A 26308-nucleotide genomic window follows, 5' to 3' on the forward strand; every position below is an offset into this window, starting at 1 on the left:
ACCTCCATCAATCCATCTGATAATACATTCCGGCAGCATAGCCCTGTTCCTTCAAGTAATGGCTCATTGCCTCGGCGGCATAAGTCCGGGTGTAGCCCTGACCAACGCCGGGTACAGAAAAGACATAGGCTTTGCTGGAGCCAAACTCCCACTCGAAGAATCTAAGGCCCGCTAATTTAGCCGCCGCCATCACCAAAGCCTGATCCCATCCAGGTAGGCTGATCGTGGGCACGTCTAAATTGCTGGTTCCGCCGTCATCCGTCCCTTTGTGGTTCAGTCCATAGGCAAGAGCGGCTTTCAAATCGTCTGCCAGCTTTTGATATTTCCCGGTCAGTTCAGGAATATGGTACTCTTCCTTGATGGCATCAAAGAAATAAAGCGCGTCATCAACGCTGGAGCAGCGGCAGAAAGCGATCCTTTCCCTTTTGATGTCGTTCGTCAAAAGCGTTACCTGACATGCGCCGTCTGGAAATTGAACGGCGGTCAGCGTTGCGGAGCGTCCATCGGCCAGATGGATATGTCCGTCCTGCTTAATCTTCTGTTCCGTCATACTGAACTCCTCTCACATAATTTTGCGCATAAGCGGCAGGGCCTTTTTCATGCGCTCGACTTCCATAGCGTGTTTTCCGGTTCTAGAGTATTTTTCAATGTACCGTTCCATTTCTTCCACCGTCTCCGGGCCCCAGCCAATCGCCGCGAGGATAACCTGTGCCCCATCGCATTTGATGGCTTTCAGCGTATCCACTTCGATTCTTCTTGCGCCGGGAAACGGCTGGAAGTGAGCCAGCCTGCATAACGGCAAGTATCCGCCAATCATGTTCTTGCCGATATTCCAGATGGTGTATCCTTGCGGAATGTGGTCTACCTGCTCGAACGTATGGCCTCTGTGGGTGATCGTTTTCTTTTCCATCTCTGTTTATCCCTTAAAACCAAATAAAGTTTTCGCCGCCGATTTCGTCAATCCGGTGCGTTATCTGATCAACCTGCTTTGTACTCAGAGGCAATGTGCCTTTGTTCCAGCTACGAATCATCTCCTCCAGAGAGGCGTCCTTCGTAGGGACAGCAAACGTGTAGGAAAAGTCATAAATTTCCTGGCCTGTGTACTCCTCATACACACTCCCTCTTCCTGCAAGGATCTGTTCCCTTTGCTCATCATAGTAGTTGACGTTTCCAAGGTACAGATGTCCATGGGCTTTTTTCATGTAGGCAATAATCGACCGGTTAAAGCTGTTGTACTGCTCATCAGCCTCTCTCAACGCACCCCATCCGCCGCTCATTCGCACATACTGGAATTGGCGTTTTCTCAAAAGGGCTACGCCGATATGGCCCTCCAGCCGTTCCTTCCAGTCTGGGCAGCGCAAATCCAGCTTTCCTTTGTTGGCGTAGTCCAGATTGAACCGGTCGTCCGTATCACTGTTTTCAAAGCTCCAAAAACAGTCCCGATAGATACACTCCGCCGGGATTTGAGTGCCATCGCGCCGCCGGATGTCATCCGCCTCTTTCCATCTGTATCTGGTCGGCTGCTGGTCCACCAAGTGGTTGTGTTCAACATCTTCCTCGGTGTAGAACAGCACTGTGTTCCTGCTGCCGGAGCGATCCGGCCGGCAGGTAACAACCCCGAACTTACCGGCAATCTCATTCAGAGCCTCAGTCTGCTGCGTATAGCGAATATCGTTTGACATCATGTTCATATTGCATACTTCCTTTTCTCTGGTTGTATCCAGTCATTTTTTATTGCTTTCTGCTGTGGAAGGGAAGTCATACCCATCCGCTTCCAGATGAGCATGACTTTTGGCTTTCTCTCATGCAACAATGTGCCGTCCAACACCTCTTTCATTAAAATAAAGGAACCGGCAGACTTCATCACATAGTCTGTCGGTTCCTTCGTTCATTTGTCCCGCAGGGTTGCGGGAACTGTCATTCTATTACGGCCCAGTGGTTCCGTTCCAAAAAATCGGAAACAGACATGACCGCATCATCGTTGGGAAAATGCTTCAAATTCCCTGTGATCAAAACAGCGCCGCAGTATTTTGCGACCTCATAAAACTTTCGATCGGCTTCGTCCACAAAAGAAATGTCCACCGGGGCAGGGATTACAGAGCGGCCTGTCTGCTTGAACCAATCCAGCAGCGCATTGATTTCGCTGGGACGAAACCGGAATTTGGGACGCTGGAGTACCTGCCGGTATTCTAGCATGATCCGGTGGTCATAGCATGGGATCAGATGCCCGCTGAGAACCAGCCCTACCGCTCTGGCGGGTGCGCCGCTTCTCGACCACAGGGCTGAGACCAGAATGTTTGTGTCGATCACAACCAGCATAGCAGGCCCCTATTCCCCGGAACGGGCGGCGGCAATCTCGGCCTCAATTTCAGCGTCCGTCATAAATCCGTTCACAGCCGCACGTTCCCGCATGGTATTGAACGCAATCATCGCCTTTGCCTGCCGGACAGCCTTCAGTGTTTCCTCCAGACTGCCGTCAGAAATATCCAGCATCAGCGTTGTGGGCTTGCCATTGTTTGTAATGACTACTTCCCCGTCTGCTGTCAGGCTGTCCCAAAGAGATTTGGGTGTTGTCCGCATATCTCGTACCGTATAAAAGTCCATACGATCACCTCCACAAACAGTATACACCAACTGTAACACGATTGTCAACGAATTGTGTTGCAAAACCGCTGACAATTCTTGAAAACGTTGCCCGTGCCTGCTGTTTCAGCGTCCGAACACCGGCCACTGCTCCTCGTAGCTGAAATCATAGCAGCTTTCGTCGTTTCTCCGGTCGATAGGATAAACACCAAGAACATGGCCGCCAAAGGTTTCCCTCCAATCTATATTTCTTCCATCTAAGCGGCGTCCTGCATAGGCAGAACACTGATATAAGCCATCTTCCCACAGGCGTCCTGGAGCAGATGGGCCATACATTTCTCAAAGTCAAAGCATGGTCCGTCATAACCCACAAGGAAACCGTGCATATTGCTGGTGCGGTACACAAAACGCACACCACAGCTGGCATGAAGTATCACCACCGCATAGAGCGTCAGGTTGGAGGCGCCGTCATAGGGGACGATCTCACCTCTGCGCGGCAAAAGGGCGTGTCATGGGCGGACAGCACGGCGTTGATCCGCCGGGTGTTCTCTGTCTGGTGCGCCCGGAAATGGCGGATGGCCCGCAGCTGGTCCCACAGGCTGTTGAGATAGTTGCGCTGGTCCAGCCCGATATACAGCCTCCGTCCGCTGCCAAATACCAGTGTGTAGTCTGTGTGCCCGCGATATTTGCCGGTGCAGGGTCTCTGCTCCAGCTGATAGGAGTCCTCTCCAAACAGCGTTTGCAGTTCCAGCTCCAGCGGACGGGCGATCTCAGCGTCAGTCATGGTGTTTCTCCTTCCATTCCGATTATCTGCTCTATGCTGTCCCAACTGCTGGGAACAGCCTCAAAACCGTCTGGGTCTGCCAGGACACAGCATCCAGGAGGGAGCACACAGACTCCCAATCCCAAATAGAGGCCGCATCCACTGCAGTGCATATCGGACGGCCTGATCTCATGCTCCGGTATTTCATCACCCCGCTTTCCGCATAGGGAGTGGCCAAGCGGCGCAGGCACTCTTTGAAGATACCCGCCAGTGTTCCGGGTGCTGCTGGCCTGCGCGTACACGCTCCAGCAGTTTTGGACTGCCACAGGCGGCACAGCGTTTCCAGATGATTCGGGAAGATACTCCTCTGTTTTGGGATACGCACGTTTCAAGCCAATATACCATGCTCAGCCTCCCGTCAATTTTATATATTTTTGCTGGAAACAAAAAAGAGGCATGATACCCACTCCCGTTTCTGGATTATGGGGTATCAAGCCTCTTCATTTTGCCGGAAACCTTTTTCCGGCCAGGTCTTTCGTTGTGCCCCATACGCAAAGGGCCGTTGTCCGCTCAAAAGCATCATCCTCTCTGCCCAATGGGCTAAAAATCATATATAACAAAAAGTACCGATAGGCAGACTGCTCCTTAAACAGCGCAGCCCATCCAATCGGTACTTGCGTACAATCCTAACAACGTGTGCAATACGAGTGCCTCTCGTTCCCGGTTTCATAGGAAACCGGCTCCGCGCTTTCAGCGAAGAACGCACAAACAATCAATTAACGATAAATAGTATAGCATGGGTTGTTGTATTAGTCAAGTCGGTTTTTGGAAGACATGCGTATTATTTTTCGATAATTACTACATATTACGGCTTTCTTGCATAAAAAATTCAACACATATCCCTACCGGTGCAAGCGGCCCTCTCCACAGATTTTTGAAACTGCCGCTAAATAGTTGGTCGTTGACGATGACCTTAATATCTGCCGGGAAATAAAATATGCGCTGCTCTTGCGCTTAAAGAGAAGATGTTGATTCCAGGATTCAACCTCATATCCCTTGCGACCACTCTGATCCCAGGCTATCTTTCTTTTATCATATTCCTTTCGTAATTGTCCTAGACTGTTTGGTCACCTCTAAAGGGATTGAAAAACGAACTTTTTCATATGCCATGGCATTAGTGAAAATATGCGAGAGCATATAAAGCGACACCAATCGAGAAAAAATTGCAAAAAATTTTGAGGCTTCGGTAGAAAGAGTGGTCGGGTCAGCGGTTAGGGAGAGTGGGATGAAGATTGGAGCAGGAGAGCATAACCATAGCGAGAAGATTATCCACGTTGCGAAAGCCAAAAGCGGTACGGATGATGAGTTTGATTTTGTTGTTGATGGCCTCGGAGCGGGCATTAGAAAGCCTGAATCTGGCGGCAGCAACAATGGCGTCAAAGTGGCGTTTGATTTTCTTGCGCAGCTCGCGGAACACGAGGATCCTGCACCGCTGGGCCCAGGCCATCCACTTGGTGAGCGCAGCGGCGATCTCATCAGGCCCGGCCTTGAGAGCCAGACGAAGATTCTCTTTGAGCAGGTAGGCACGGTAGAGCTTAGGATTGGCCCTGGTCAGGAATTGCAGCTGTGCTTGCTGATTTTCAGAGAGATGCTCCGGGTTTTTGAGCAGGACATAGCGTAGATTCTTCACTGATTTTGCCTGGTTCTTTTCAGGAGCAGCCTCGCCCTTGGCCGGACGACCGGGCTTGCGCTTGGGCAGAGTTTTGGCCTGCTGGCGAGCCTCAGACCTGGCTTCCCGACGCACCTGATCTAGGGCGTCTGTGGCCCAGGAAACCACATGAAACGGGTCTACGCACCGCTGTGCATGGGGGCAGTATTCCTCGACACAGGATGCGATCCATTTGGCCCCATCCGCTGAGGCACAACGGATAGAGGCCCGCTGCTCCGGTGTCAGCCGTTCAAAGAATTGGGAGAGAACTTCTTTCCCGTATCCCTTTGCACACCAGACCACGCTGGCTGTGTCGTGGTTGATGACTACGGTCATATACTTGTGCCCTTTCTTGTAGCTGGTTTCGTCAATGCCGATATTTTCCAAGCTGTCAAAGCGAGAGGGATTGGCTGTTTCCAGCTCTTGATATACCCGATGGCAGATGCCGCCCACTGTGTGCCATTCCACCCGCAGATATTCCGAGACCGTGCTACGGGATGCGTGTACGCTCAGCCATGCACAGGTTTCCTCAAAACTTTTGGTGAAACGGCTGTTGTGCCGTGCCCAGGGAACCGATGCTGTCACCACGCCATGTTTCCGGCAGCGTACCCGCGGCTCGTATGCCTCAATATATACTTTGCTTCCGCCTATGTCCAGGGCGCGCCAACGCCGACGTCCGCGCCCCTTGTCGTACCGCGCCGCCTTGCGATGACAGATTCCGCACCGGCACTGCTCGTGCTCAGTTGGCCGCACGGCGATATTTATTTCGTTCATCTCGGGATTGACGGTGATGTCCTCCAGGACAAAACCGGCGCTTCCGATGATGGTCTGAACAAGCTTCTTGGCTCGCACTTGGGGGGCCTTCTTCCATGATTTTTGTTTCGCAACTTAATCATAGTCGTTTCCTCTGTGTTGCCAAGGGCTTGTTCAGTTTTTACCACCCACTCATTCTACCGATGAGCCAAAATTTTTATTTTCTCCAAAACCAAGTGTCCAAAATCGACGGCCTCCCACGTTATTACTTATAGAGGACATTGTGAGGGAGCGCTGAACTGTCAACAATCTCGCCGGGTCTTGTGACCGGGCAAACTATCTGAACAGCCCCAGGGAGGATATCGCAGTGAAAAGGAAACGTTCACGTCTATATTCTTTCATCTTAGCCTGGTTCATGCTGCTGGCCTGCATACCAACGCAGGCCGCTGCCGCCAATCTGCCTCCGGGTACATCAAAGGCTGTTGTGTTCCTGCTGGACGCAAGCAACAGCATGAACACCAACGACCGGGAACGGCTGGCTAAGGACAGCATTGCCCAGCTGATATACAGTCTGCCGTCCAATTACTATGTCGGCTTTGCCGCATATAACACCAGCGTTGTTTCCAGCGTTGGGATGCAGGACAGCGGGGATCGGGAGCCGGTTATGGATGCGGTTGACACCGTAACCTATATCGGCTATACCAACGCCGGGGCGGGCCTGACAACAGCCATGGAGCTGCTGGATACGGTGAGCGCCAGTGAAAAGACCGTGGTGATCCTGTCGGACGGCGAGATCATCATGAACAGTGATGACGCCACAGCGGAATCCTCCCGCCAGTTTCAGGCCGCCGTGGAAGCCGCCCGTACACAGGGCGTCCGTATCCATGTGATTGGCTTGGGCGCAGATATGGCAGACGAAGACAATACGATCTTTTCCGCTTCCGCACAGACCAACGGCGTCAATTACCACGCACCCCAGTCTGCGGATATTCAGGCCGTGATTGACTCCATCCTGCAAGAGCAGCTGGGCGTTAAGAAGACCAGGGCCGCCATTGTGGATACGGACGGCGGCACAGAGGATATCACCGTCAACATTCCCTCGATCAATACCAGCAGAACCCGCGTTCTTCTGACCAGTGAAAATCCTATTCAAAATCTGAAGGCGGATTTCAGCGCGGTGAATGGCTGGCAGTACAGCGGGTCTCGGTACACGCTGCTGGAACTGGATCATCCGACGGATACCGCAGTACATATCACATTCCAGGGCCGGGCCGGGGGACAGATAAAGGTTGACGTTATCTCAGAGTATGTACTGGTCACACAGCTTCAGGTTTCCTATACCGACTCCAATCCGACGGAGCCGGAGGCGGAATATCCTGACCGGATGGCGGATATTACCGCCGCGTTCTATGATGCGGGCGACTCGGACAGGCAGATGCTGACAGATCCTGTTTTCCAAGGTATGCTGATTCCGGTAATGGTGGACGGAGACGTGACTCCCTGCTATCTGAAGGATGGGGCTGTCACCTTCCAGCGCACTGTTCCGGCGGGTGTGAAAGCCTCTATCCAGTTTGATTTCACAAGGCTGGACACAAATTTGATTCTGGAGCAGCCCATTTCCATGGAATTGGAAGGCCCAGCCGCACTGCCGAAGCCGCCTCTGGAGGATTACCGCCCCCAGATAATCGTTGGATCTCTGATCCTGCTGGCGCTGATTTCAATGCTGATTATCTGGCTTGCGTCCCGCAGAAAACGGGCAAAGGTGGTGCCTCAGCCGCCGGCGACAACAGCAGCAGGCGGCGCAGCGACTGCACCAACGGCCCGAACAGAGGAAACAAGCCGATATGGGTATGTGGGGCGTCTGAACATCTACATTACCAACACACTTTCCGGCCACGACTTCCCGCCCCTTACCTATAATCTGTTCCGTATTCCCGGCGGCAAAAAGCTTTCGCTGCAGGAAATTTTGGAAAGCTGCGAGGTGGACGAGCCCTTTGAAGGCGCGGATAAGATTTTCTTCCAGCCCGCAGCGGGCCATTGCCTGCTGCTGACCAATGAGTCCGACTGCACACTGATGCAGAACCGTGAGATCCTGATGAAGGGTCACAGTTATGAGATCAGCCTCAATTCAAAGGTGGATATTACGTTCGAGGATGAACGCAGTGAAATTGCGCTCCAATACCGGGATGTAAAGCCCAGTGACATGAGACTTCTGGCGGCGGAACCTCAGTGATGCTCTGCCTGCTATGGTCTACATAATTATTAAACAAAGGGATGTGATTACTTGAAGATCATCAGCCAGACCAACCGCACCCTTCTTCTGGAAGAGTTCAACCCGGAAAAGCTGGACCTGCTCACCATGATTGGCGATGTGAGAGGCGTTGACAGCCTCAGCGACGACAAAATCAAGGAGATCAATGAGGCCCTGCTGTGCCGGAGCTATGAGGAGTTCCAGGAGAAATTCGCCCCCTGCATCTACAGCTTCTACGACGCCAACACACAGACGGTCCGCTACACCCTCAAGAAGCCGGAGAGCATCCCGGAGAATATGCTCACCGAGATCCCGCTGAACCAGCAGAACGACTTCCTGAAGATGCTGTTCTCCCTCATGGAGGCCAAGAAGTCTCAGGGCGTTCTCAATGTTGATTTCGGGTTCGAACATCTGCTGGACATGATCTCTCCCAAGAAGGTGATGGAGGATATCCGGCAGGTCCGTAAGGAGATCCGGTACAACTACGGGAAGTACGCAGCCCTGGAGGAGGGCGACCCCGCCCGTCTGGATGTGGGCGACAAGCTGAACGTCCTGTTCGAGTCCGCCAGCGACAACTACAACAACGTCCTGGCTATGCTGCCCCTGGCCATTGAGGATATCAAGACCCGACTGCTCCTGGGGGCCGGCGATCAGGGAATCAATCCTAACCAGATCGCGCTGGGTATGCTGACCATGGGCGACAACGGCGAGCTGAAGGTTCTGGAGGCCCCCAAGCAGGAGACCACCGCCCTGGCCACCATCGACGACCATATCAACACCGGCCTGATCGAAGCTCTGGCAGAGGACTATCAGCAGGTCAACGAGTGCCCCACCGACTACGTGAAGGATCTGGTGGTACGCACCTTCTGCCCGCTGCCCTCCACCATCCAGACCCAGATCGATGTAGAGCGGGAGGTTGCCAACTACAACTCCTACCTCCAGTTCTATAAGGAGGCCAAGGACGGCTTCATCAAGGTGGTCAAGCCCCTGGTGGAGAAGATGCTGGGCGTGAAGATGTTCTTCGACCAGTACAAGTGCCGGGTGAAGGGCATGGTCCCCACCCTGCTGGTGGCCAATATCCGCCCGGAGATGCTGGCGAAGAGCACCAATCTTCCCACCCTCCACGCCTACCTGAACAGCACCAACGGGAAAAACAACTTCTCCGACACCGTTTGGTACGCCATCTTCCCCAATGTGTCCATCAATCCCAAGGAGGGCGCCAAGCTGCGCCGAGAGCGGTTTGCCGGCAACATCCACAAGCAGAATGATGAAGTGAACAGCATGGAGACCCTGGCCACCCTGCTGGATGTGCTCAAGGATTACCAGGTGGAAACCTTCTTCTCCTTTGAGGGACGGGACGACACCACCTTTGACAATGTGGCGGCCGAAGGCATCCAGAAGTACATTGACCGCTGTGAGCCGCTGGTGGGGCGTCCCTACAGCGAGTACGCCATCCCCTGTATCCCCAACTTCACGGTCATTCCCAAGAACAAGTCTGGGGTGACCTTGGATAAGCTGATGACCATCAACGACGACAATGTGGCCCAGCTCTCCGACGCCAAGGAGGACATCATGCGGCTCTGGATCGAGGGCGTCTACATCGGCGCATCCTACGTTGCCGCCGGCTTCCGGGCCGCCTGCCAGTGCCCCGATTATCTGCATGACCATTACCGGCGCAAGAAGTATGACTCCGAGCTGCCCGGTGTGCGCTATGATGTGGAGTCCGGGGATCACGCCCTGTGGACCCGCACCACCATGCCCAAGGAGATCACCGGCTTTACCAACACGATCAAGGACCAGATCAACCGCCGGAACTTCGGCTGGGTCTTTGCGTCGGAGAGCGCTGCCCTGGAAGGCAAAAACATCACAGATATTACCATCTACAAGGCCCGCAACCTGCTCTATGATCCTGAGCGCGCCACCTATGAGCCCGCTTACAAGACGCAGGTGACGACCTATATCATGCGCATCCTGCGCCACGCTACCGGGGACTTCAAGGAGGACCGGATCAAGATGTTCTTCTCGAACAATCCCGCCAGCCAGAAGAGCCAGTGGGTGGCCAAGCAGGACTGCATCAATGCTGTGTTAGATGAAGGCGACGACCTTGGCTATTCGATTGATGAATCCACCGGCATGTGCGATCTGGCCATCTATTTCGATGGTAACGCACGCAATCTGGAAGTCTTGATCAACCGCCTTTCTTCTAAAAAATCATAAATGATCAGGAGGTAATGTAACCATGGGATTCAGACTGGAAATTGATGGATCCGGCCCCGTCAAACTCAGTGAACGGTGCATTAAGAACGTGGAGTTCCGCAGCGAGATCCCCGAGGACTCCAACGCTCGTGCTACCGACAACGGCGCTTCGCTGAAGATCTGGGGCAAAATGCTCTTCTCCCTGGGCGGCGAAGAGCAGGACGCTACGCTCAACATGGCCAAGTGGAGCGTGGTGCCCAGCGAGTCTGCGGACAGCTACCGGAAGGTGAAGGTGGATGTGATCTCCGCCTCCCAGGTGGTTCGGCAGATCACCCTGCCCAACGCCTTCGTCATGGAGTACTCCGAGGTCCTGGATGACAAGACCGGCGTGGGCGAGTTCTATCTGCATGTGAAACAGAAGAAGGATAAGACGACGGATACCGCCATCGAGGGCGGGTTCGGCGGCGAATAAACGAAAGGAGCGAATGAACGATGTCTTTGAGAGTTACAATCGAAGGCCAGGGCAGCTTCGAAGTTGCCAAGGAGTGCGTTGAAAAGGTCATCTACAAGACGGACATTCCTCTGGACTCCAACGCCCGCACCAAGGACGTTGGCTGCACCCTGGACATTTCCGGCAAGATCCTGACCGCCGTGGACGGCGATCCCGAGGATTCCACCCGCCAGATGGGCCTGTGGTCCATGGTCCCCGCCGAGACTTCCAACTGCTACCGCAAGGTGACGGTGGAGATCATCCAGGCCGGCATCGTGGAGCGGAAGTACACCTTCCCCAACGCCTTTGTGGTCAACTACACCGAGCACTTCGGCAACACTGAGGGCGTGGGCACCTTCCACCTGAATGTGAAGCAGAAGAAGGACAAGCTGGCCAACATCGCCATCGAGGGCGGCTATCCCGCCGCGTAAGCGAAGCGTACATCCAATCAAGCATAGTGCGACGCGGCAATTCGCGTAAAGCAGGGGGCGCGTCCGACTCTTAGTTGGGCGCGCCCTTTTTTGAAAGAACACCTGTTTTTATGACCGCCGCGCAAGGGCCGCTGCCGGTTCAGCGGTCTTTGCGCGAGGGCCATGTAATGGGAGGGAAATGGAATGAATGAATTATATAAGCGACTGGGCGTGGCGCCTACCGCTACAGATGCCGAGATAAAAAAAGCGTACCGAAAGCTGGCCAAGCAGCTGCACCCGGATCTGCACCCAGACGATCCGCAGGCAGAGGCCAAGTTCAAGGATGTTAATGAGGCCTACGAAACTCTGAGCGACCCGGATAAGCGGAAATCCTACGATGCGGCCCAGCAGCCGACCCAGAGGGAGCAGTCCGCTAAACGCCCAGGGGCTGCACGGACCGCCCCGCGGGCGCCGACCGGAGGGCCGATAGATTTCTCTCAGATGGCCGGCGGCTTTGCCAGTTTCTTTGGGTTCGATCCTCAGACCGGTGAGATCACTGACGAATCCAAAGTGTCCGGTCAGAGCCAGAAAAAGAACCCGCTGGACATGTCCGATATGTTTGAGAAATTTATGGGGTTTAAGTAAGAGATGATGGTGAAAAACACATTCAAAGGATTTCTGAGCAGCATATACATACATCGCAGGAGTATCTTCGTGCTTTTTGAGGCGTTATGGTTGCTGCTTATATGGGTCATCAGCCCCTTCGTATCAGACGGTTTCGCTCTGATCATCTCCCCTATTGCCGCCATTGCTGTAAGCCTAGCGATGTTGCCAGGCATCTCGTACATCTACTCCATCTTGAAGAAGAAAGACTTATTTGACCCCAAGATGGCCTCGTTTGTCCTATATGGTATAAGCTATCTCTTAACCCTATATCTAACAGTCGTATTGCTGGAAAAGTTCGTATGGACATTCCACATTGATGAAATCAAGAATGTAGAATTTGCCTTACAAGCTATCCCCTTCATCTTCTATATTGTTGTATTCAGTGTTTTCCGAGACCCAAAACAACTGCAGTATGGGGCTTATGCGCTCGCATATGGCCTGTTCGTGGTCTGGGAATGGGCCGAAAATTGGGGGATTGCAAGCAGCTTGCTGACAAAAATAGACACAGAGTTTACTCTAAGATTTTATATCATCCCATTCAAAGAAGCGATGCTCCTATTTATAATTTTGGATACCTTTTTTAAAGCAAGGCATGAATCAAAAGCTGGAAAAGGGGCTGTGTAATGAAGAACAGAAGATTTGTCGATCTGCTCCTGATCTTGACTGGCGGAGCAATCGCCCTGGTCAGCTACTTCTATCTGGAAGGTGACATCCGCTGGTGGCTCGTTGCCCTGGGCTGCGCCATGATACTCATATTCCTGATTTTAGCGGTCCGGGAGAGACATTGGCATCCGCTGCAGGCCGGGGCCCCGATCCTTGATATGCCCCCCGCCGCCAAAGTTACCGAAGTCCAGCTGCTGAATGAGGAAGGTCAGACGCTGGCCACCTGGCCCCTGTATGGAAAGGTCAGCATGGTGATCGGCAGGGATGTGAGGGAAAACCAGGTGGATATCAACCTCGCCTCCTCCACCTATGCCAGTATGGTAGATGTGGAGCACGCGGTGCTGAACTACACCGGCGGCTCCTGGTATGTGGAGGATCTGGCCTCCAAAAACGGTATAAGCGTCCAGTCCAGTAAGGACGGCCGAAAATATAAATTGGCTCCTGACCAGCCCTGCAAGCTGGATGCCGGCGATATTATCTATATTGGGCTGGCACGGCTGCTGATTCGGTGACAACAAAAAATAAAGTAAAGGGAGATAGAGTTATGTCTGAATCCAATCTGATCCGTTGCCAGAACGGACATATGTTCAGCAAGCGGCGGCATGGGACGGTATGCCCCTACTGCAACATCGAAACTGCGACCAAAGAGAAAAAAGAGACCCAGCGCACGGAGGTTGAGATCGAGGAGGATCTGTTCCGCGAGGATGTGAAGCCGGTATGCGGTTGGATCGTCTGCATCGACGGCCCCCGCCAGGGCAAAGATTACCAGGTCGTCCAGGGCAAAAACTTCGTGGGCCGGGCTGATGATATGGACATCCAGATTTTGGGTGACAATGAGATTTCCCGCCGGAACCATGCGGTCATCGTATTTGACCCGAAAAAGCGTGAAACCGTCCTGTTGCCGGGGGATGCCAACGGCATCGTCTATCTCAACGGCAACGCGCTCTATGCCCCCACGCCGCTCAATCCCTATGACGAAATTGAACTGGGCAAATCCAAGTTTCTGTTTGTTCCCTTCTGCGGCGATCATTTCATGTGGGGACAAAAGACCGAGTGACACCAAATAAAAGGGGGCGAACCGCGTGACTCCTGAAACAATTTTATGGGGCCTGGGCGGATTAGCGGTGATCCTGCTGCTGATCCGGTTCATCGTTCTGAAAGCGCCCCGGATATCCGGCGGGCCGGATGTCGGCTCCTCCATGACGATTGGAAGCCGCGAGGTGCAGGAGGACCAGGTAGGTACGCTCTACACCAACTCCGGGCTGCTGACCGTCCTGGCCGACGGTATGGGGAAGGAATATGGCGGCCGGATCGCCAGCCGGGCGGCTGTGGAAACATTCCTGGACCTGTTCAAGGACTATAACGCTTTCGATAATCCGCAGTACTACTTCCGCAAGGCCTTTGCTGCCGCCAACCGTGCGATTCTGCGGATCTTGGACAACGAGCGCCGGGGCTCCGCCAGTGTAGGCGCGGCCATGGTCCGGGACGGCTGGCTGTACTATGCGGTGGTTGGGAATGTGAAAGTCTGCGTCTACCGCAACGGTGACCTGGTTCCCATGTCCGCCGGCCACACGCTGGACGTACTGGCGGAGGAAAAGTTCCGCATCGGCCGACTCTCCCGTGAGGACGCCCTGGTTCTGCTGGAGACCCACCGCTTGTACAACTATGTGGGACAGGACGGTTTTAAGGATGTAGAATTCATCGACCGGCCGGTGGCCCTGCGCAGGGGCGATATCGTTGTACTGATGAGCGACGGCGTATATGACCTCCTCCCCTGGCGGGATATTGAAGACATCCTCGCCCATGGGCAGGACTGCCAGCGGATGGCCTTTGAGATCACCGAACGGGTCAACACCACGGCGGCCGAACACAAGGACAACGCCAGCGTGATTCTGGTACGCTGGAACGGAGGCGGGCGATGAGAAAGCAAAACTCAGAATTTCTGACCGCCTTTACATCAGAGGCCAGCCGGAAAATCAAGAACACCGATTTCTTCGGTTTTGTAGAACTTGATAAGTTCGCCTGCTATGTCATTGCGGACGGCATTGACGACGATGTGGACGCCATCAGCGCCAAACTGGCAGTGGATACCGTTGTTTCGGCGTTTATGGAATCCCCGTCCATGAGCAAACGGGCTGTGCGCCGGTACCTGCGGACCGCCAACCGCGCCCTGCTCACGGCCCGCAGCAAGATGAAGCTGAAGGCCTCCGTAACAGTACTGGTTACAAACTATGTGAAGCTGCGTTATGGACAGGCGGGTAACACCCGGTTCCGGCTCTACCGGGACGGCTTCCTGCGGATGCAGAGCCAGGACAGCTCCCTGAGCATGGATATGGTCCGGGAGGAGAAACTGGAGCAGGATAAGCTGGCCCAACACGAGGAGCGTCATAACCTTTTCTGCTACTTGGGCCAGGAAAAGGGGTTCTCCCCCTACATATCCAAAAAATTCAAGCTGGCCAACGCCGACGCTGTTGCCCTCTATACCAGAGGCATCTGGGAAAACGTAGATGAGGGCGAGCTGAAGGACGTATTTGCGGAGGCCTCGGACGAGCCCCAGCCGATTGTGGACTCGGTGGAGGAAATGCTCCTGTCCCGCCAACCGGAGGGCCTGGAGAAATACACCTTCGCCACCATCTTCTTCAACAAGGTTTTTATTGACCCGAACCGGAAACGGAAGATCCGCAAGATTCTGATGATCGCCATCCCCATTCTCCTGGTGCTGGTGATCCTGACCGTTGTGCTGCTGGTCATGCACAATAACCGAAAAAAGGATATCGCGGCTATGGAGCAGAGCTTCTATGACGCGATAGAGTATATTCAAGCCGACAACTATCCCCGGGCCAAAACCGAGTGCCAGAACGCGCTGGATCTCGCTAACAAGCTGAAAAACAAAGAGATTCAAGATGACGCTTCCAACTACATGAAGCTAATTGAGAGTGTTATCGCCGGCGATACCGACCTCAATGATGGGGAGTACCGGGATGCGCAGCGCAACTATCTCAACGCCCAAAACCGCTCCCGTTACGCCGACAACCTCGGTCTGGACTATATTCAGGACCGCCTGGAGCAGACGGGCCAGTATATCACGGTATATGACCTGATCGCCCTTGGCGACACGCTGGTGACGAACCTCCAGTATGACAAGGCAGAGGAGCAGTATTCCGCCGCCCAGCTCCTGGCCGGGAGTATCTATTTCACCGAAGGCCGGGACAGCGCTATCGCCGCCTTGGAGCGTCTGTATGAGTCCATGAAGCAGGAGCAGGCGGATAACGCGGCGGCGGCGCAGCAGACTTCCGAGGCGCAGTCTGCCGCAGCCGGGGTACTGTCTGAAGGCGATACCGCCTTCGCCAAGGGGGATTATACCTCCGCCCTCACCTACTACACCACCGCCCTCCAAAAGTACACGGAGTTGGAGGACGAAGTGCAAGTGGCCGCCCTGCTGATCAAGATCGCTGCGACGGAGGAAAAGCTGGCCGCCCAGCAGGCGCTGGCTGACGAGGCGGCCGAATACATGGCCCTGGCGGAAGCCGCCTATGAGGAAAAGAACTATGTCCAGGCCAAAAAGTATTATCTGCTGGCCAAGGATGTCTATTCCAGTATGCAGAACGATGATAAGGTCGCTGAGGTCTCCCGCAAGATGGAGCTGGTGGAAATGGGTATCAGCGCTGAGGAGGAGGCCGCCCGGAAGGCTGCGGAAGAGCAGGCGCGTCTTGAGCAGGAGCGTCTGGAACAGGAGGAGGCCGCAAAGAACGCGGCGCAGGATGGGCAGGAGCTGTCCCAATCTCCTCCTCCAGAATCTGTGGGCTGAGAGCAGTCCATCCCAAACAGCGTTCTGGGGCAGGGATGATCCGTCCGCTGCCAAACGTAAAATTCGGCTGCCGCTTGCCGGGAAAGCGGCCGTCTCAGTGCTGATAAGGGCTTCTGTGGGAGGCCGCTGTTCCATGATATGAGACTTCTTGGAGGGTTTATGGCTGAAAGTGTATTTGAAGCAGGCCTGGATATGGAGGAATATCTGGCAAAGCGCGCCTTGGAGATCCCAGACCTGCATGAACGGAAGCTGTTTAAGGATGTAGTGGAAAAGATGCTGATAGAGCTGTACCACTACACAACGGAGGAATACACGGCGCTGGAATCGCGGGTGTTCGGCGAACTCCAGTCTGTGCAAAGCGATTACGCCGTCTATATCGGCTTGGCGGACCGGGCGCACTACGACGCCACAGACCCCTTCCTGCATCCCATTATCCCCTCGGATACAGAAAAACCCGTCCACTCCGTTGAAGAACTGCAGGAGAGCCTGCGTACCAACCAGTCCTATCCGCTCTACTCTGTGTTCCTTGAAACCGATTATCATACCATCCAGGAGTTTGCGGTCCCGGGCCACATTTATCATGGCACAGTCTTTACCGAGCACGGACAGTACCGGGCGAAGTGTAAGGTCCAGATGGATACGGCCTATATGAAACAGGTTGAGCATCTGTATCACATCTTCACATCCAATTACCTGCCCTGGTCTACCGTGTGCGCCGCCTATCTCCATAAATTTTTCCGGGTGGAGCTGATTGCGGTGGAGGATATTGATCCAAAGGAGACCATACAGGAGATCCGGGTGGATTTTGAAGGGTATTCCTCCCATGTCCGGTATGACTGCTTCCCTCTTTGGAACCTGGCGCCGGTCTCTGAAAAGACCAGCACCTACCCGGAGCCCTGCATGGACCGGACGAATTACGACCACCGCATCTTTGCCCACCGGCTGATGCAGGACCGCCAATACCTGGTGGCCAACACCGATGTGGAAATCACCAACGTCCGGCGCCTGGAGGGTGACCTGTTCATCACCTGCCCGGAGGAAAATCCCCATCAGTGGATGCTCTACCGGGTGGACCGTCCCAGCAAGCAGTCCCGCACCTCCTATCCGGTCCTGTCCAACCTCAGCCGGGAGAGTTTCGCCGGGAACCTGTCCGACCGCTACCGGCGCGGGATCAAGACCAAAGCGGAGATCTCCCGCATTCTGGCCGCGTACAGTTATGAAGAGTATGTTGTGTTCCAAAACATCGAGCTGGAGCCTTCCACCGATGTATATAGCCAGACCTACCCCATGGACGACTTTATTTTAGACGAGCTGCGAACCGAAAAGGCGGGTATGGCCATGACCCTCACCTTCTCGTCCCAGCAGCCGGACCATTTCCTCACCATGGACATCATGAGTTTCCTGGTTTCGCAGGTGCAGAGCCTATTCCCCGAGTATATTTGTCAGGGAAAGCTGGTATAGGGGGGAGCTTATGAACTTCACTTGGGACATTGTACTAAACGCCAAACGGCATGGCACAGATGAATCGGAGCTCTTTTTCCGACCGGCAAAGGACCGCAGCCCCTGGTATGAGCAGGCATTCCCCATTCTGAACGAAACCCGGGCCGAGGGGCCGGAGATCGAGTACAATCCCCTGTACCGGTTTGACGCGATGTTTCATGACCTGCTGCGGGAGGATCTTACGGAGTCTCCCCTATTCCAGGAGTACTTTTTCGATGCGGTTTCACACTTCCTTGTTCAGGTGGACCTCCACCATGGGCTGACGAAACGCGCTTTCTATGTGCGCTGCCTGATGCGGGAAATGGAGAGCGGCGGGTTCGGCCCATCCATCGCCGCCCACCTCCAGGCCGTTGATTTGGATAAACGGGAGCGGCTGTCCTCCCTGGCCCTGACACAGCTGCAGACTGGCTCCTCTCTGCTGCTGTTCCGCAAAGCGGCGGTTTTGCTGTTCCCGGACGCGCTGCTTTACCAGGAGCGTTACGAACCAAAGCAGCTGCTTCTCTTTATCGCGGACAAAAAGGACGAACGGCTGGAGCACCACACGCAGCTGATTGAGGAATTATTTCTCCCTATCAACCACAGGCTGCGCGTATTCTGGGAACACCACTTCGGCGTGATTGGCGTTGAAGCCACTATGCACACCGATGATATCGAAATCTACTAGCAGGAAAGGCGGCGATCCATTTGAGCCGGTACAGCTATACGCTCAACCGCGGCGCAATCCCGAAAGAGACCCTGCACTACTACAGCCGGGAAGAACTGGAGCTGATGACCACCTACCAGCTCCGGGAGATCTGCCGCCAGGAGCGGCTGATCAACGGCATCCACGCCCCGCTGGACCAGGATGTGCTGATCCGGCAGATCATGCGGTTCCGCGGCCGGGAGGACCGGCTGTTCATCACAAAACCGATAGACGGCGGCTGGGAGCGGCTGGAGGAACTCCTCTCTTCCGCACGCCTGAATCTGCACCAGACCAACTCCCTCCGGGGCTGCGCTAAGATCACCGCCTACAACGGGATCTCCATTGAGTATTTCGACCACTTCACCATCGGCTATCTCCCAGAGCTGGCGGATACCAACGCCCTGCTGGTCAGCGGCGGCGAGCTGTGCGCCATCTTCAACCTCCGGGCCTACGGCAGCGATCCCGACAGCCTATTTATCACCAAGGCGGCGGGGCTGGACTGTAAGGAGTCCAAGGTCAGGAACTATACCCTCTACTGCATGGACAGGACGCAGTCCGACCTCCTCTACCGGCTTTATATGGAGGATTCCGCCATTGTGCCGGAGCATCTGCGTTTCCATGCGGTTCCCGTCCTCAATTTTGAGGTGCGGCCCCTGCTGGAAAGCCGGATGCCGCTGGCCATCGACTTCGGCTCCTCCAATACCACTGCGGGCATTTACCTGGACAACACCTATTTTGAGGGGCTGAACGGCGACCCCATTACCCAGATTCTAAAGCGGGACCAGATCAACTATGTGCCGTATCTGGATGTGGAGCATAACGATGCCGAGACGCTGATCCTCCCCACGGTGGCGGCGGTCATCGGCATTGACAGTGGGGAGATCCGCTATGCGTTCGGCCATGAGGCCAACCGGCTGTTCCACCTGAGCTACATTGACGAGGGCTTCTGCGTATTCTATGACCTCAAGCGCTGGGTGGGAGACGCGGACCGGGTTGAGGAACTGGTGGACCGCCAAGGACACCGGGTATTCACCCCCCGCAAGGACATCATCAAAGCGTATCTGGAATATGTGATTGGCTGCGCCAGGCAGCGGTTTAAGTGCAATTTCAGCAGCCTGCATATCTCCGCCCCGGTGAAGCAAAAGCCGCTCTTCATCCAACTGTTCCAAGAGATCCTGCCCGATTACCAGTTGGAGAGCGACAACATGCTGGACGAAGGCGTGGCGGTCCTCTACAACACCATCTCCGAGATGATTGAGAGCAAACGGTATAAGGACGGCCAGCTCTACCAGGCGCTTATCATCGACTGCGGCGGCGGCACCACCGACCTGTCCTCCTGCCGTTTCCGTATTACTGACCGCCGGGTGGCCTATAAGATAGACATTGCCACCGCATATGAGAACGGTAATACCGACTTTGGCGGCAACAACCTGACCTATCGGGTGATGCAGCTGCTCAAGCTCACGCTGGCCCGCCAGCTGGGCGGTGATGACCTGCCCGACCCGGCAGACCTGATTCGCTCCTTCGATGTGGATGTGTTTCGGAATGTGGATCAGGATGGTGTGGACGCGGTCTACGCCGGCCTGGACAACGCTTACGCGCAGGCAGAGCAGATTCTGCCCACCCGGTTCCGGGACTATGAGCACAGCAGCCGGGTGGACTACTACGCCGTCAAGAACAATTTCTATTTCCTGTTTGAGATTGCGGAGCGGGTTAAGAAGGCCTTCTACAGCCGAACCAATATTCTGCGCATGGCGGTTTCCAGCGTACCGCTCAAAGAAAATGTGACGGAATGCCTTCTGGTGGACCGCTGGAAGCTCTCCTACCGGCAGGATGGGCAGATTCAGACACTGAAGGATATCCCTACAGCCTATATCAACAGCTATGAGCTGAATCTTCTGCTGCGTGCGGACATCTACGGCATTGTCCGGCAGTTTATTGAGGGCCCCTATGAAAAGGACGAACTCCAGGACTATGCCATCCTTCGGCTTACTGGCCAATCCTGCCGGATTGACATTTTCCGCGAGGCCCTAAAGGAGTTTATCCCTGGGAAGATCATTGAGTCCTCCCGCCGGAAAGGCGCGGGCAACCAGCTGCACGAGTTGAAGCTGATTTGTCTGAACGGCGCCATCAAGTACCTCAAGGACTGCAAATTTGGCTATGCGGATGTGCAAATCACTCATGACCAGGCGGCATTCCCCTATGTGGTCACGGCCTTTACCCATACCAACGAGGAAAAGACGCTGATCCACAGCCTGGACCGGGAGAATATCCGGGGCTTCATCTCCCGCAACATGGCGGATCTGACTCTGAAGCTCTACCTGAAGGACCTGGAGGGGCGGCAGCGGTATGTCTACAACTGCTCCTGCGATCCGCAGAAATTTACCAACCAACAGCCGGAAGACATTGTCGCCAAGTACAACCGGCAAATCCGGCAGGATGACCTGGACGACATCGTGGACCGGGAGCTCAAATTCTTCGTGCTGGCGGACGAGAGCCGGTGGGGCTTTACCGTGGTGCCGGTGCTCCGTGAGCATGGCCAGCTGCGGCTTGGCCCCGACCAGTTCTTCCGCTTTGAGACGGAGGGCTGGGTGACCAACTTCTTTGATGGGACAAAATGAATTGAGTAGGCGGTAACAGACATGAGTACATATCATAGACGTCCTAAATTCTCCTCTGGTGCGATATTGAGAAATGAATATCTGGTTGCTCTCGAACAACAGAGCTTCGACTTCCCGGGCCTTTTGTTCAGAGGCTATGGAAACGGGATTCTGTCGGGCTGCGAGCTGAGCACGACCTCGGATACCATCATGATGGGGCCTGGCGTAATCAGCTATGAAGGCGTCCTCTATGGGATACACGAGCCGCTTTCGGTAAAATACCTGCCCACAGATGAGATCAAATATCTGAAACTGTATATCGGCAGCAATGAGGGCAACAGCAACTGCATTGTAAGGCGATTTTCCCTGAAGCTTGCGGATCAGGGCGCTCTGGGCTCCGGTGAATTTGAGCTTTGCCGGTTCCGCTTGCAGCCTGGAGCCTATTTGCGGTGTACCTATACCGATTTCCGGGACAGGGATACCCTGTACGACACCCTCAATATCATTCACAGTACCTATGCTGCCCTGGAGAGCAACGGGCTATCTCCTGCCATCACAAAAGCCTATGCGGAAGAAGTGCTGGGAATTGCCGATGTTCCGGCATTGGATGCGGCCGTCTGCATAAACTGGCTGGCACAGCAGTATGCGCTGCCTGCAAAGGTAGTCCAAAGCTATTTAAAACGCTGTGACTGCATGGATGATGAAACCACCGGTAATCAGGAACTGTATCAGGGCCTGTTGACCCGGCTGGAGCAGTTGAAGGAAGGTGGAAATGCACCGCAAAGGAACCGCAGGTCTGGGCGCAGGACCATTATCGTAGAGTAGGAGGTGCTGGTATGCCTGAAGAAGGAACTTCTCATGGGCCAATATATATTACCCGTGGAATGAAGGCAATGTGCGATTGCGGCACCGCGCCAAAAGGCAATTATCTGAATATCGTAGTGGATCATGGCGTTATCGTTGGTCCAGAACAGCAGCCGCTTCTTAATGCGAATGACCATACAACGGACACTGTAATTGGGTTTGGAAACTGTAAATCAGGCACGAATCCTAAAATCCAACTGCAAAAGGGTGTTATGTCTTTCCTGCTTGGCGGAAATCCCCTGGCTATGGTCGTAACTGCTGTAACAGGCAAGGGTATGGGGGATATTTTGGCGGATATTGGCCTGATCAGCTGCAAATGTGAACCAGATACTCCCCAGGTTTGGCAAAACTGCGATGAAGAGCACATTTTGGATGGTGCGCCTGTACTCACAAAGGACAGTTTCCTATCCTGCAGAAATGGCGGCACAATTACCATCATGGAGGAAGAAGGTACTCCTGATGGGGCACAAGCCTCAGAGGGGGAAGCTCCGGCTGAGACAGAGGAAGACAAAAATGTGGTAGACAACCGGGCACAGGAGGCATTGACAGCAGCAATGGCGAAAATTAACGCTGCGGTTCCTCCATCAGAGGCTACCGATAGTTCTGGTACGGTCTCAAGCAGTGGCGAAGGTCCTGCGGCTACTACCCAAACGCCTGCTGCAGCTGTGAATATGCTGGCCATGGCGACAATGTCTACATACTCGGCTATCACAGCAAGCCGCGTTATGCCTGCCCTTGGTCTGACGGATGCCCCCATGGCGCCATTGCAAATGACAGCCGCCCAGAGGGCAGAGGAATTTGTGCAGAACCAGACCGCTTCAATGCCGCCGGATGCGTTAAATGAGCAGGGCTTTATCACAGATATGTCCCAGTTGGGTGCATTTCAGATGTTCCAGCAGCCTGCAAACCTGTCCGCAGGTGGTGCGGTCGCTGCATATAATGCGATGAAGGCTGTTTCTCCACAAACCGCTCCATCCTTTGCGGATATCATTTTTGGAATGGAAGAATATGGCGCGGTCCAGTCGCCCAATGGTGTATTCTCTCCAGGCATTTCGGATTTCCTTGTGAAACAGGGATGCAGCGTACAATATTTGATGCCAGGTGAAACGGCCCCTGCAGTTCAGAACAGCAGTGTTATAGGTATGTCGCTAAATCAATCCATGATGAACTATGATGCTGTTGGGCTCAACGGTAGCCAGGAACCAATGTCTCAGTTCGCACTCGCAGTCATGCCGCAGCAGTTGGAGGGTTAAAATGGAACACTACGATGAAGAAATTCTGAAGGCTCAAAAAAAAGCCGAAAGTGTGGAGAAGGCCCGACACTCAGCAAAAACCGTGGAGGAGGAAAAGAAGCAGTCGATATACGACGATCATGTCGAGATTTTCCGTATCCCCACCAAGTTTGACGATTTAAAAGTCCTTGACGGACATGCTGTGATTCGTATGCCCGTGGATTTTGAACTACGCCCGGAAGCGGAAATTAAGATCATGTTTCCCTCCGGCAATCCGCCCCAGGAATTGTATGGGAATAGCTATTCTTATTTCATTGTGGCATTCAATTGGACGGCCCATGAGATGTCCGTTGAGGGCATCCCGGAACTGCTCCCGTTTGCAAAGCAACTTATGGAACGCATGGGCCCGAAAGCCCGTGTGATCAAAAGCGATATTAAGCAGCGTGAGAATGGCAACATCGGTGTAATGGAGGTAATAGCGAACGCTTTACAGGGTGTTAGCTATTCATATATCTTCTACACCATTCTGGAGGGACGGCTCTTGATTGGAACCGTTATGTTCGACCGAAAATATAAGGAGCGGTTGTTACCAATAGCAGAGGAAATCGTCGGTTCTTTTTCCCCTGTTGAAGAAGGAGCGTCAGAATGAGTGCAATTACATATGACACGATAAAAATCGTAGGGGTTCCCTACTCCAAGCTGTTAAGTCTGGAAATCACCCATTTCCCCAATCAGCACGGCACAGCCAAAATGACAGGCTTGATTCCCTATGCTGACGCAATGGAATTTACGCAGAGGGTCGATGAGACATTCGCCATTGATATTACTACCTCCGCCGAGGGCAGCCGTCGCAGCTGTTCTATGGCCTGGTAACGAACTTGGTTCATGAACGGCAAAACGATTATGCTTTCGTCACCATTGAGGCGAAAACCACCAGTGTTTCCCTGGATGTTGCGCCCGCAAATAAGACCTATCAGCGTACAACCATGACCTACGGACAGGTCTTGAGCAAAATGATTGGCGGACGAGGCACGATCACAGTAACCGCTACAGATAAGCAGACGGGCGCCTTTATCATCCAGTGCAATGAAACAGACTGGCAATTCACCATCCGCATGGCGTCGGCGCTGAAATCGCCCGCCTGCGCCAGTATTACCGCAAAAAAGCCGTTTATCTATGTGGGCCCGCCGCCCGCCAGCAAATCAAGAACGATCACGGCGGTGGAGTACGATACCGGTAAGGAAGTCAGCGAATACAGCCGCTTTTCCGCTGTGGCAGGCGGCGGAGCAATGTCTTCCGACTTTGGCGGTGATGTCGTAACATCCTTTGACTATGCCTATATGGGAGATGCCATATCTCTCAATGGCAGCACGCTTTATGTACGCGGTGTGCAGGCCTATCTGGAGGATGGAACTCTGGTATGCAAATACACAGTCGGTCGCAAGACCAGTTTCGCGGCTGCGCCCATAGCCAACGCGCAGGCGGCCGGCAAAATCATGACTGGAATCGTGCAGAATGTGGAGATGGACAAGGTGCAGGTCTTTTTCAACTCCATTGACGCTTCGTATGATGGCGGCGGCGACTGGTGGTTCCCCTACTCAACCTCCTACTCATCGCAGGATGGCAGCGGGTGGTACAGTATGCCGGCTGCTGGTGACGAGGTGCGGGTGTTCTTCCCGTCTGGCAACGAGGGGGAGGCGTTTGCAGCCTGCTCCATCCAGGTCAATCCCGGCGAAAGAGTTACGGACAAGATCTGGAGCGGCCCTAATGGGAAAAAGATCCTTTTAACTGAGGATGGGCTGATGATTATCGGCAAAGAGGCAAAACTCTTCATCAACCTCATGGACGCAACAGGGATCGAGATTATTTCGGATAAGAATATCACCATTACCTCGGCCTGTAATGTCAATATACAGGCCGGCGATACGGTGAATATAGTGGCAGAGAACCATATCCTATTGGGAACCCAGGCTTCCTATGTGGATATTCGCAACGAGGGAATTACGATGACCTCGCCCAATGTTATTTTGACATAGCAATAGAAAAGCAGGAAAGGTGCGCAGCTGAATGGAGCGAGAAAAAGCCACACAGAAGTTCCAAGAACAATGCTTTGTGCCGTTGTTCACTGAGTGGACGCAAACTGTGACTGAGCAATACGGCAAAGACTATGAACGGGCGGAAAAGCTGCTGCTGGCCCACGGGAAAAGCTTCTTGGCAGCACTTGCCAAAATGCAGGAACGGATGGATTGCCAAATATGTATTCTGACATTCTCAGTACTGTGGACCTCTCTGCTGCAGGGTAAGCCTGCTATATTGATCGAGGCATACGAAGACATTCCTTTTGGTTCTGATCCTGTTCTGAGCGAAAAAATTCCCGCCCCCTGGCTTTTTTATGGTTGGGCCGACTTCATTGATGCGCTCGAACGCAAGTGCGGTGAATTGGCGCTAAATACTTATATCCGCCCTCCAGAAATCAGGGCAAAGGCGCTTGAAGCGGCGCAAAATATTTTGATTACCTATTGCATGGTGATGAAGGCGCATTTGCGTCAGCTTCCGCAGTCTGAGGAGTGGGCTGCTGTGCGGAAACAAATATTTTTCTTTGTTTCTGCGGGTGAGTATATGGAACGTCAACTCCCGTTGCTGGGTGAACGGCCAGAACTCGACTTGGCCTACTTGGAAAACGGAACAGATGCACGGTTTTCCAAATTCAAAGACTGCACCTTTGCAGAGCAAACCTTTACGGAGCTGTTTCTAACAGATAGCAAATTCTATCATTGCACATTTCGGAATGTTGTCTTTGAACAATGTGCGCTCTGTGATGCGCTTTTCGTTGATTGCACATTTGAAAACTGCACCTTATCGGACCTGAGCATAATGGGAGCTGAGTTTTACGCAACGCGATTTACGGACGTTAGATTCAGCTGCGTATGGTCTGACCTTGGACAGAGCCGTGAAAAAAAGGATTGCGTGTCGTGTGGGCAAACTACCTTCACAAATTGCCTGCTTGAGCGCGTCCAGTTTAACGATTCAAATCTTGGCAGTACCCAAATTGGTTCATGTCAGTTCATTGAACTATCCGCAGACAACAGTGTACTCTGCCCAACCCTTCAAAATCAAATCAGCTCGGAGGAGGGGTGAG

27 protein-coding genes are annotated in these 26308 nt (G+C 53.8%); 19 read left to right on the forward strand and 8 right to left on the reverse strand.

The genetic code is table 11. The annotated features are described in order from the left end of the window. Positions 1-7: 7 nt before the first annotated feature. The 8 genes from VV088_RS07530 to VV088_RS07565 form a co-directional block, all read right to left on the reverse strand. Positions 8-550, reverse strand: a complete 543-nt coding sequence (locus VV088_RS07530; RefSeq protein ID WP_289424904.1) for a hypothetical protein — start codon at positions 548-550, stop codon at positions 8-10. 12 nt (positions 551-562) lie between these two features. Further along, positions 563-910 (reverse strand): hypothetical protein, encoded by a 348-nt coding sequence (locus tag VV088_RS07535; protein WP_289424903.1) that lies wholly within the window; start codon positions 908-910, stop codon positions 563-565. A gap of 13 nt (positions 911-923) precedes the next feature. After that, complete coding sequence (locus VV088_RS07540) at positions 924-1691, reverse strand: hypothetical protein (RefSeq protein WP_289424254.1); 768 nt, start codon at positions 1689-1691, stop codon at positions 924-926. A gap of 226 nt (positions 1692-1917) precedes the next feature. Next, positions 1918-2319: a putative toxin-antitoxin system toxin component, PIN family gene (locus VV088_RS07545; RefSeq protein ID WP_289424252.1), complete on the reverse strand. Its 402-nt coding sequence runs from the start codon at positions 2317-2319 to the stop codon at positions 1918-1920. Between the two features lie 9 nt (positions 2320-2328). Beyond that, complete coding sequence (locus VV088_RS07550) at positions 2329-2604, reverse strand: hypothetical protein (RefSeq protein WP_289424250.1); 276 nt, start codon at positions 2602-2604, stop codon at positions 2329-2331. A gap of 236 nt (positions 2605-2840) precedes the next feature. Beyond that, on the reverse strand, positions 2841-3083 hold the full coding sequence (locus VV088_RS07555) for a hypothetical protein (RefSeq protein WP_334600139.1): 243 nt from the start codon (positions 3081-3083) through the stop codon (positions 2841-2843). Next, positions 3035-3367, reverse strand: coding sequence for a hypothetical protein (locus tag VV088_RS07560; protein ID WP_334600140.1), 333 nt, complete (start codon positions 3365-3367; stop codon positions 3035-3037). The genes VV088_RS07555 and VV088_RS07560 overlap by 49 nt, the downstream gene beginning before the upstream one ends. 1243 nt (positions 3368-4610) lie before the next feature. Beyond that, on the reverse strand, positions 4611-5906 hold the full coding sequence (locus VV088_RS07565; protein WP_334600141.1) for an ISL3 family transposase: 1296 nt from the start codon (positions 5904-5906) through the stop codon (positions 4611-4613). Between the two features lie 268 nt (positions 5907-6174). Here VV088_RS07565 and VV088_RS07570 point away from each other — a divergent pair, with 268 nt between their 5' ends. From VV088_RS07570 to VV088_RS07660, 19 genes are all read left to right on the forward strand, one after another. Further along, the gene (locus VV088_RS07570) at positions 6175-8040 is read left to right on the forward strand and encodes a vWA domain-containing protein (protein WP_334600142.1); all 1866 of its coding nucleotides are present in this window, start codon (positions 6175-6177) and stop codon (positions 8038-8040) included. Positions 8041-8091: 51 nt separating this feature from the next. Continuing rightward, a complete protein-coding gene (locus tag VV088_RS07575; protein ID WP_289424247.1) occupies positions 8092-10275 on the forward strand; it encodes a hypothetical protein in 2184 nt (727 codons plus the stop codon). Between the two features lie 22 nt (positions 10276-10297). Continuing rightward, a complete protein-coding gene (locus VV088_RS07580; protein ID WP_289424245.1) occupies positions 10298-10726 on the forward strand; it encodes a hypothetical protein in 429 nt (142 codons plus the stop codon). Positions 10727-10746: 20 nt separating this feature from the next. Next, entirely contained in the window at positions 10747-11175 is a 429-nt protein-coding gene (locus VV088_RS07585; protein ID WP_289424244.1) for a hypothetical protein, read from the forward strand. Between the two features lie 183 nt (positions 11176-11358). Beyond that, on the forward strand, positions 11359-11799 hold the full coding sequence (locus VV088_RS22735; protein ID WP_289424243.1) for a J domain-containing protein: 441 nt from the start codon (positions 11359-11361) through the stop codon (positions 11797-11799). 69 nt (positions 11800-11868) lie between these two features. Beyond that, positions 11869-12444, forward strand: a complete 576-nt coding sequence (locus tag VV088_RS07595; protein ID WP_334600143.1) for a hypothetical protein — start codon at positions 11869-11871, stop codon at positions 12442-12444. Then, entirely contained in the window at positions 12444-12995 is a 552-nt protein-coding gene (locus VV088_RS07600; RefSeq protein WP_289424241.1) for an FHA domain-containing protein, read from the forward strand. Before VV088_RS07595 ends, VV088_RS07600 begins: the two co-directional genes overlap by 1 nt. Positions 12996-13027: 32 nt before the next feature. Beyond that, on the forward strand, positions 13028-13540 hold the full coding sequence (locus VV088_RS07605) for an FHA domain-containing protein (RefSeq protein ID WP_120396145.1): 513 nt from the start codon (positions 13028-13030) through the stop codon (positions 13538-13540). A 25-nt stretch (positions 13541-13565) separates the two neighbouring features. After that, complete coding sequence (locus VV088_RS07610; RefSeq protein WP_289424240.1) at positions 13566-14405, forward strand: PP2C family protein-serine/threonine phosphatase; 840 nt, start codon at positions 13566-13568, stop codon at positions 14403-14405. Then, positions 14402-16291, forward strand: coding sequence for a hypothetical protein (locus VV088_RS07615; RefSeq protein ID WP_334600144.1), 1890 nt, complete (start codon positions 14402-14404; stop codon positions 16289-16291). The genes VV088_RS07610 and VV088_RS07615 overlap by 4 nt, the downstream gene beginning before the upstream one ends. A 159-nt stretch (positions 16292-16450) precedes the next feature. Then, positions 16451-17752, forward strand: coding sequence for a hypothetical protein (locus VV088_RS07620; RefSeq protein WP_289424237.1), 1302 nt, complete (start codon positions 16451-16453; stop codon positions 17750-17752). Positions 17753-17762: 10 nt separating this feature from the next. Then, positions 17763-18455 carry a hypothetical protein gene (locus VV088_RS07625; protein ID WP_289424236.1) on the forward strand — a complete coding sequence of 231 codons (693 nt, stop codon included), beginning with the start codon at positions 17763-17765 and terminating at the stop codon, positions 18453-18455. 20 nt (positions 18456-18475) lie between these two features. Next, positions 18476-21094 (forward strand): hypothetical protein, encoded by a 2619-nt coding sequence (locus tag VV088_RS07630; protein ID WP_289424235.1) that lies wholly within the window; start codon positions 18476-18478, stop codon positions 21092-21094. A 21-nt stretch (positions 21095-21115) separates the two neighbouring features. After that, entirely contained in the window at positions 21116-21898 is a 783-nt protein-coding gene (locus tag VV088_RS07635) for a hypothetical protein (protein ID WP_289424234.1), read from the forward strand. Positions 21899-21909: 11 nt separating this feature from the next. Beyond that, positions 21910-23190, forward strand: coding sequence for a PAAR-like protein (locus tag VV088_RS07640; RefSeq protein ID WP_289424233.1), 1281 nt, complete (start codon positions 21910-21912; stop codon positions 23188-23190). Between the two features lies 1 nt (position 23191). Then, positions 23192-23818 carry a hypothetical protein gene (locus VV088_RS07645; RefSeq protein ID WP_289424232.1) on the forward strand — a complete coding sequence of 209 codons (627 nt, stop codon included), beginning with the start codon at positions 23192-23194 and terminating at the stop codon, positions 23816-23818. Continuing rightward, on the forward strand, positions 23815-24042 hold the full coding sequence (locus VV088_RS07650; RefSeq protein WP_334600146.1) for a hypothetical protein: 228 nt from the start codon (positions 23815-23817) through the stop codon (positions 24040-24042). Before VV088_RS07645 ends, VV088_RS07650 begins: the two co-directional genes overlap by 4 nt. Positions 24043-24047: 5 nt before the next feature. Beyond that, positions 24048-25205, forward strand: a complete 1158-nt coding sequence (locus VV088_RS07655; RefSeq protein WP_334600147.1) for a hypothetical protein — start codon at positions 24048-24050, stop codon at positions 25203-25205. Positions 25206-25236: 31 nt separating this feature from the next. After that, positions 25237-26307 carry a pentapeptide repeat-containing protein gene (locus VV088_RS07660; RefSeq protein WP_334600148.1) on the forward strand — a complete coding sequence of 357 codons (1071 nt, stop codon included), beginning with the start codon at positions 25237-25239 and terminating at the stop codon, positions 26305-26307. Position 26308 lies beyond the last annotated feature (1 nt).

Origin of the sequence: Lawsonibacter sp. JLR.KK007, assembly GCF_036941135.1 — a bacterium.
In the GTDB taxonomy this organism is placed as follows: Bacteria; Bacillota; Clostridia; order Oscillospirales; family Oscillospiraceae; genus Lawsonibacter.

Coding starts and splice junctions, on each gene's coding strand:
- VV088_RS07640 (WP_289424233.1), top strand. CDS start 21,910: ATGCCTGAAGAAGGAACTTCTCATGGGCCAATATATATTACCCGTGGA.
- VV088_RS07620 (WP_289424237.1), top strand. CDS start 16,451: ATGGCTGAAAGTGTATTTGAAGCAGGCCTGGATATGGAGGAATATCTG.
- VV088_RS07635 (WP_289424234.1), top strand. CDS start 21,116: ATGAGTACATATCATAGACGTCCTAAATTCTCCTCTGGTGCGATATTG.
- VV088_RS07585 (WP_289424244.1), top strand. CDS start 10,747: ATGTCTTTGAGAGTTACAATCGAAGGCCAGGGCAGCTTCGAAGTTGCC.
- VV088_RS07535 (WP_289424903.1), bottom strand. CDS start 910: ATGGAAAAGAAAACGATCACCCACAGAGGCCATACGTTCGAGCAGGTA.
- VV088_RS07605 (WP_120396145.1), top strand. CDS start 13,028: ATGTCTGAATCCAATCTGATCCGTTGCCAGAACGGACATATGTTCAGC.
- VV088_RS22735 (WP_289424243.1), top strand. CDS start 11,359: ATGAATGAATTATATAAGCGACTGGGCGTGGCGCCTACCGCTACAGAT.
- VV088_RS07615 (WP_334600144.1), top strand. CDS start 14,402: ATGAGAAAGCAAAACTCAGAATTTCTGACCGCCTTTACATCAGAGGCC.
- VV088_RS07645 (WP_289424232.1), top strand. CDS start 23,192: ATGGAACACTACGATGAAGAAATTCTGAAGGCTCAAAAAAAAGCCGAA.
- VV088_RS07530 (WP_289424904.1), bottom strand. CDS start 550: ATGACGGAACAGAAGATTAAGCAGGACGGACATATCCATCTGGCCGAT.
- VV088_RS07600 (WP_289424241.1), top strand. CDS start 12,444: ATGAAGAACAGAAGATTTGTCGATCTGCTCCTGATCTTGACTGGCGGA.
- VV088_RS07580 (WP_289424245.1), top strand. CDS start 10,298: ATGGGATTCAGACTGGAAATTGATGGATCCGGCCCCGTCAAACTCAGT.
- VV088_RS07560 (WP_334600140.1), bottom strand. CDS start 3,367: ATGACTGACGCTGAGATCGCCCGTCCGCTGGAGCTGGAACTGCAAACG.
- VV088_RS07540 (WP_289424254.1), bottom strand. CDS start 1,691: ATGAACATGATGTCAAACGATATTCGCTATACGCAGCAGACTGAGGCT.
- VV088_RS07660 (WP_334600148.1), top strand. CDS start 25,237: ATGGAGCGAGAAAAAGCCACACAGAAGTTCCAAGAACAATGCTTTGTG.
- VV088_RS07545 (WP_289424252.1), bottom strand. CDS start 2,319: ATGCTGGTTGTGATCGACACAAACATTCTGGTCTCAGCCCTGTGGTCG.
- VV088_RS07550 (WP_289424250.1), bottom strand. CDS start 2,604: ATGGACTTTTATACGGTACGAGATATGCGGACAACACCCAAATCTCTT.
- VV088_RS07650 (WP_334600146.1), top strand. CDS start 23,815: ATGAGTGCAATTACATATGACACGATAAAAATCGTAGGGGTTCCCTAC.
- VV088_RS07625 (WP_289424236.1), top strand. CDS start 17,763: ATGAACTTCACTTGGGACATTGTACTAAACGCCAAACGGCATGGCACA.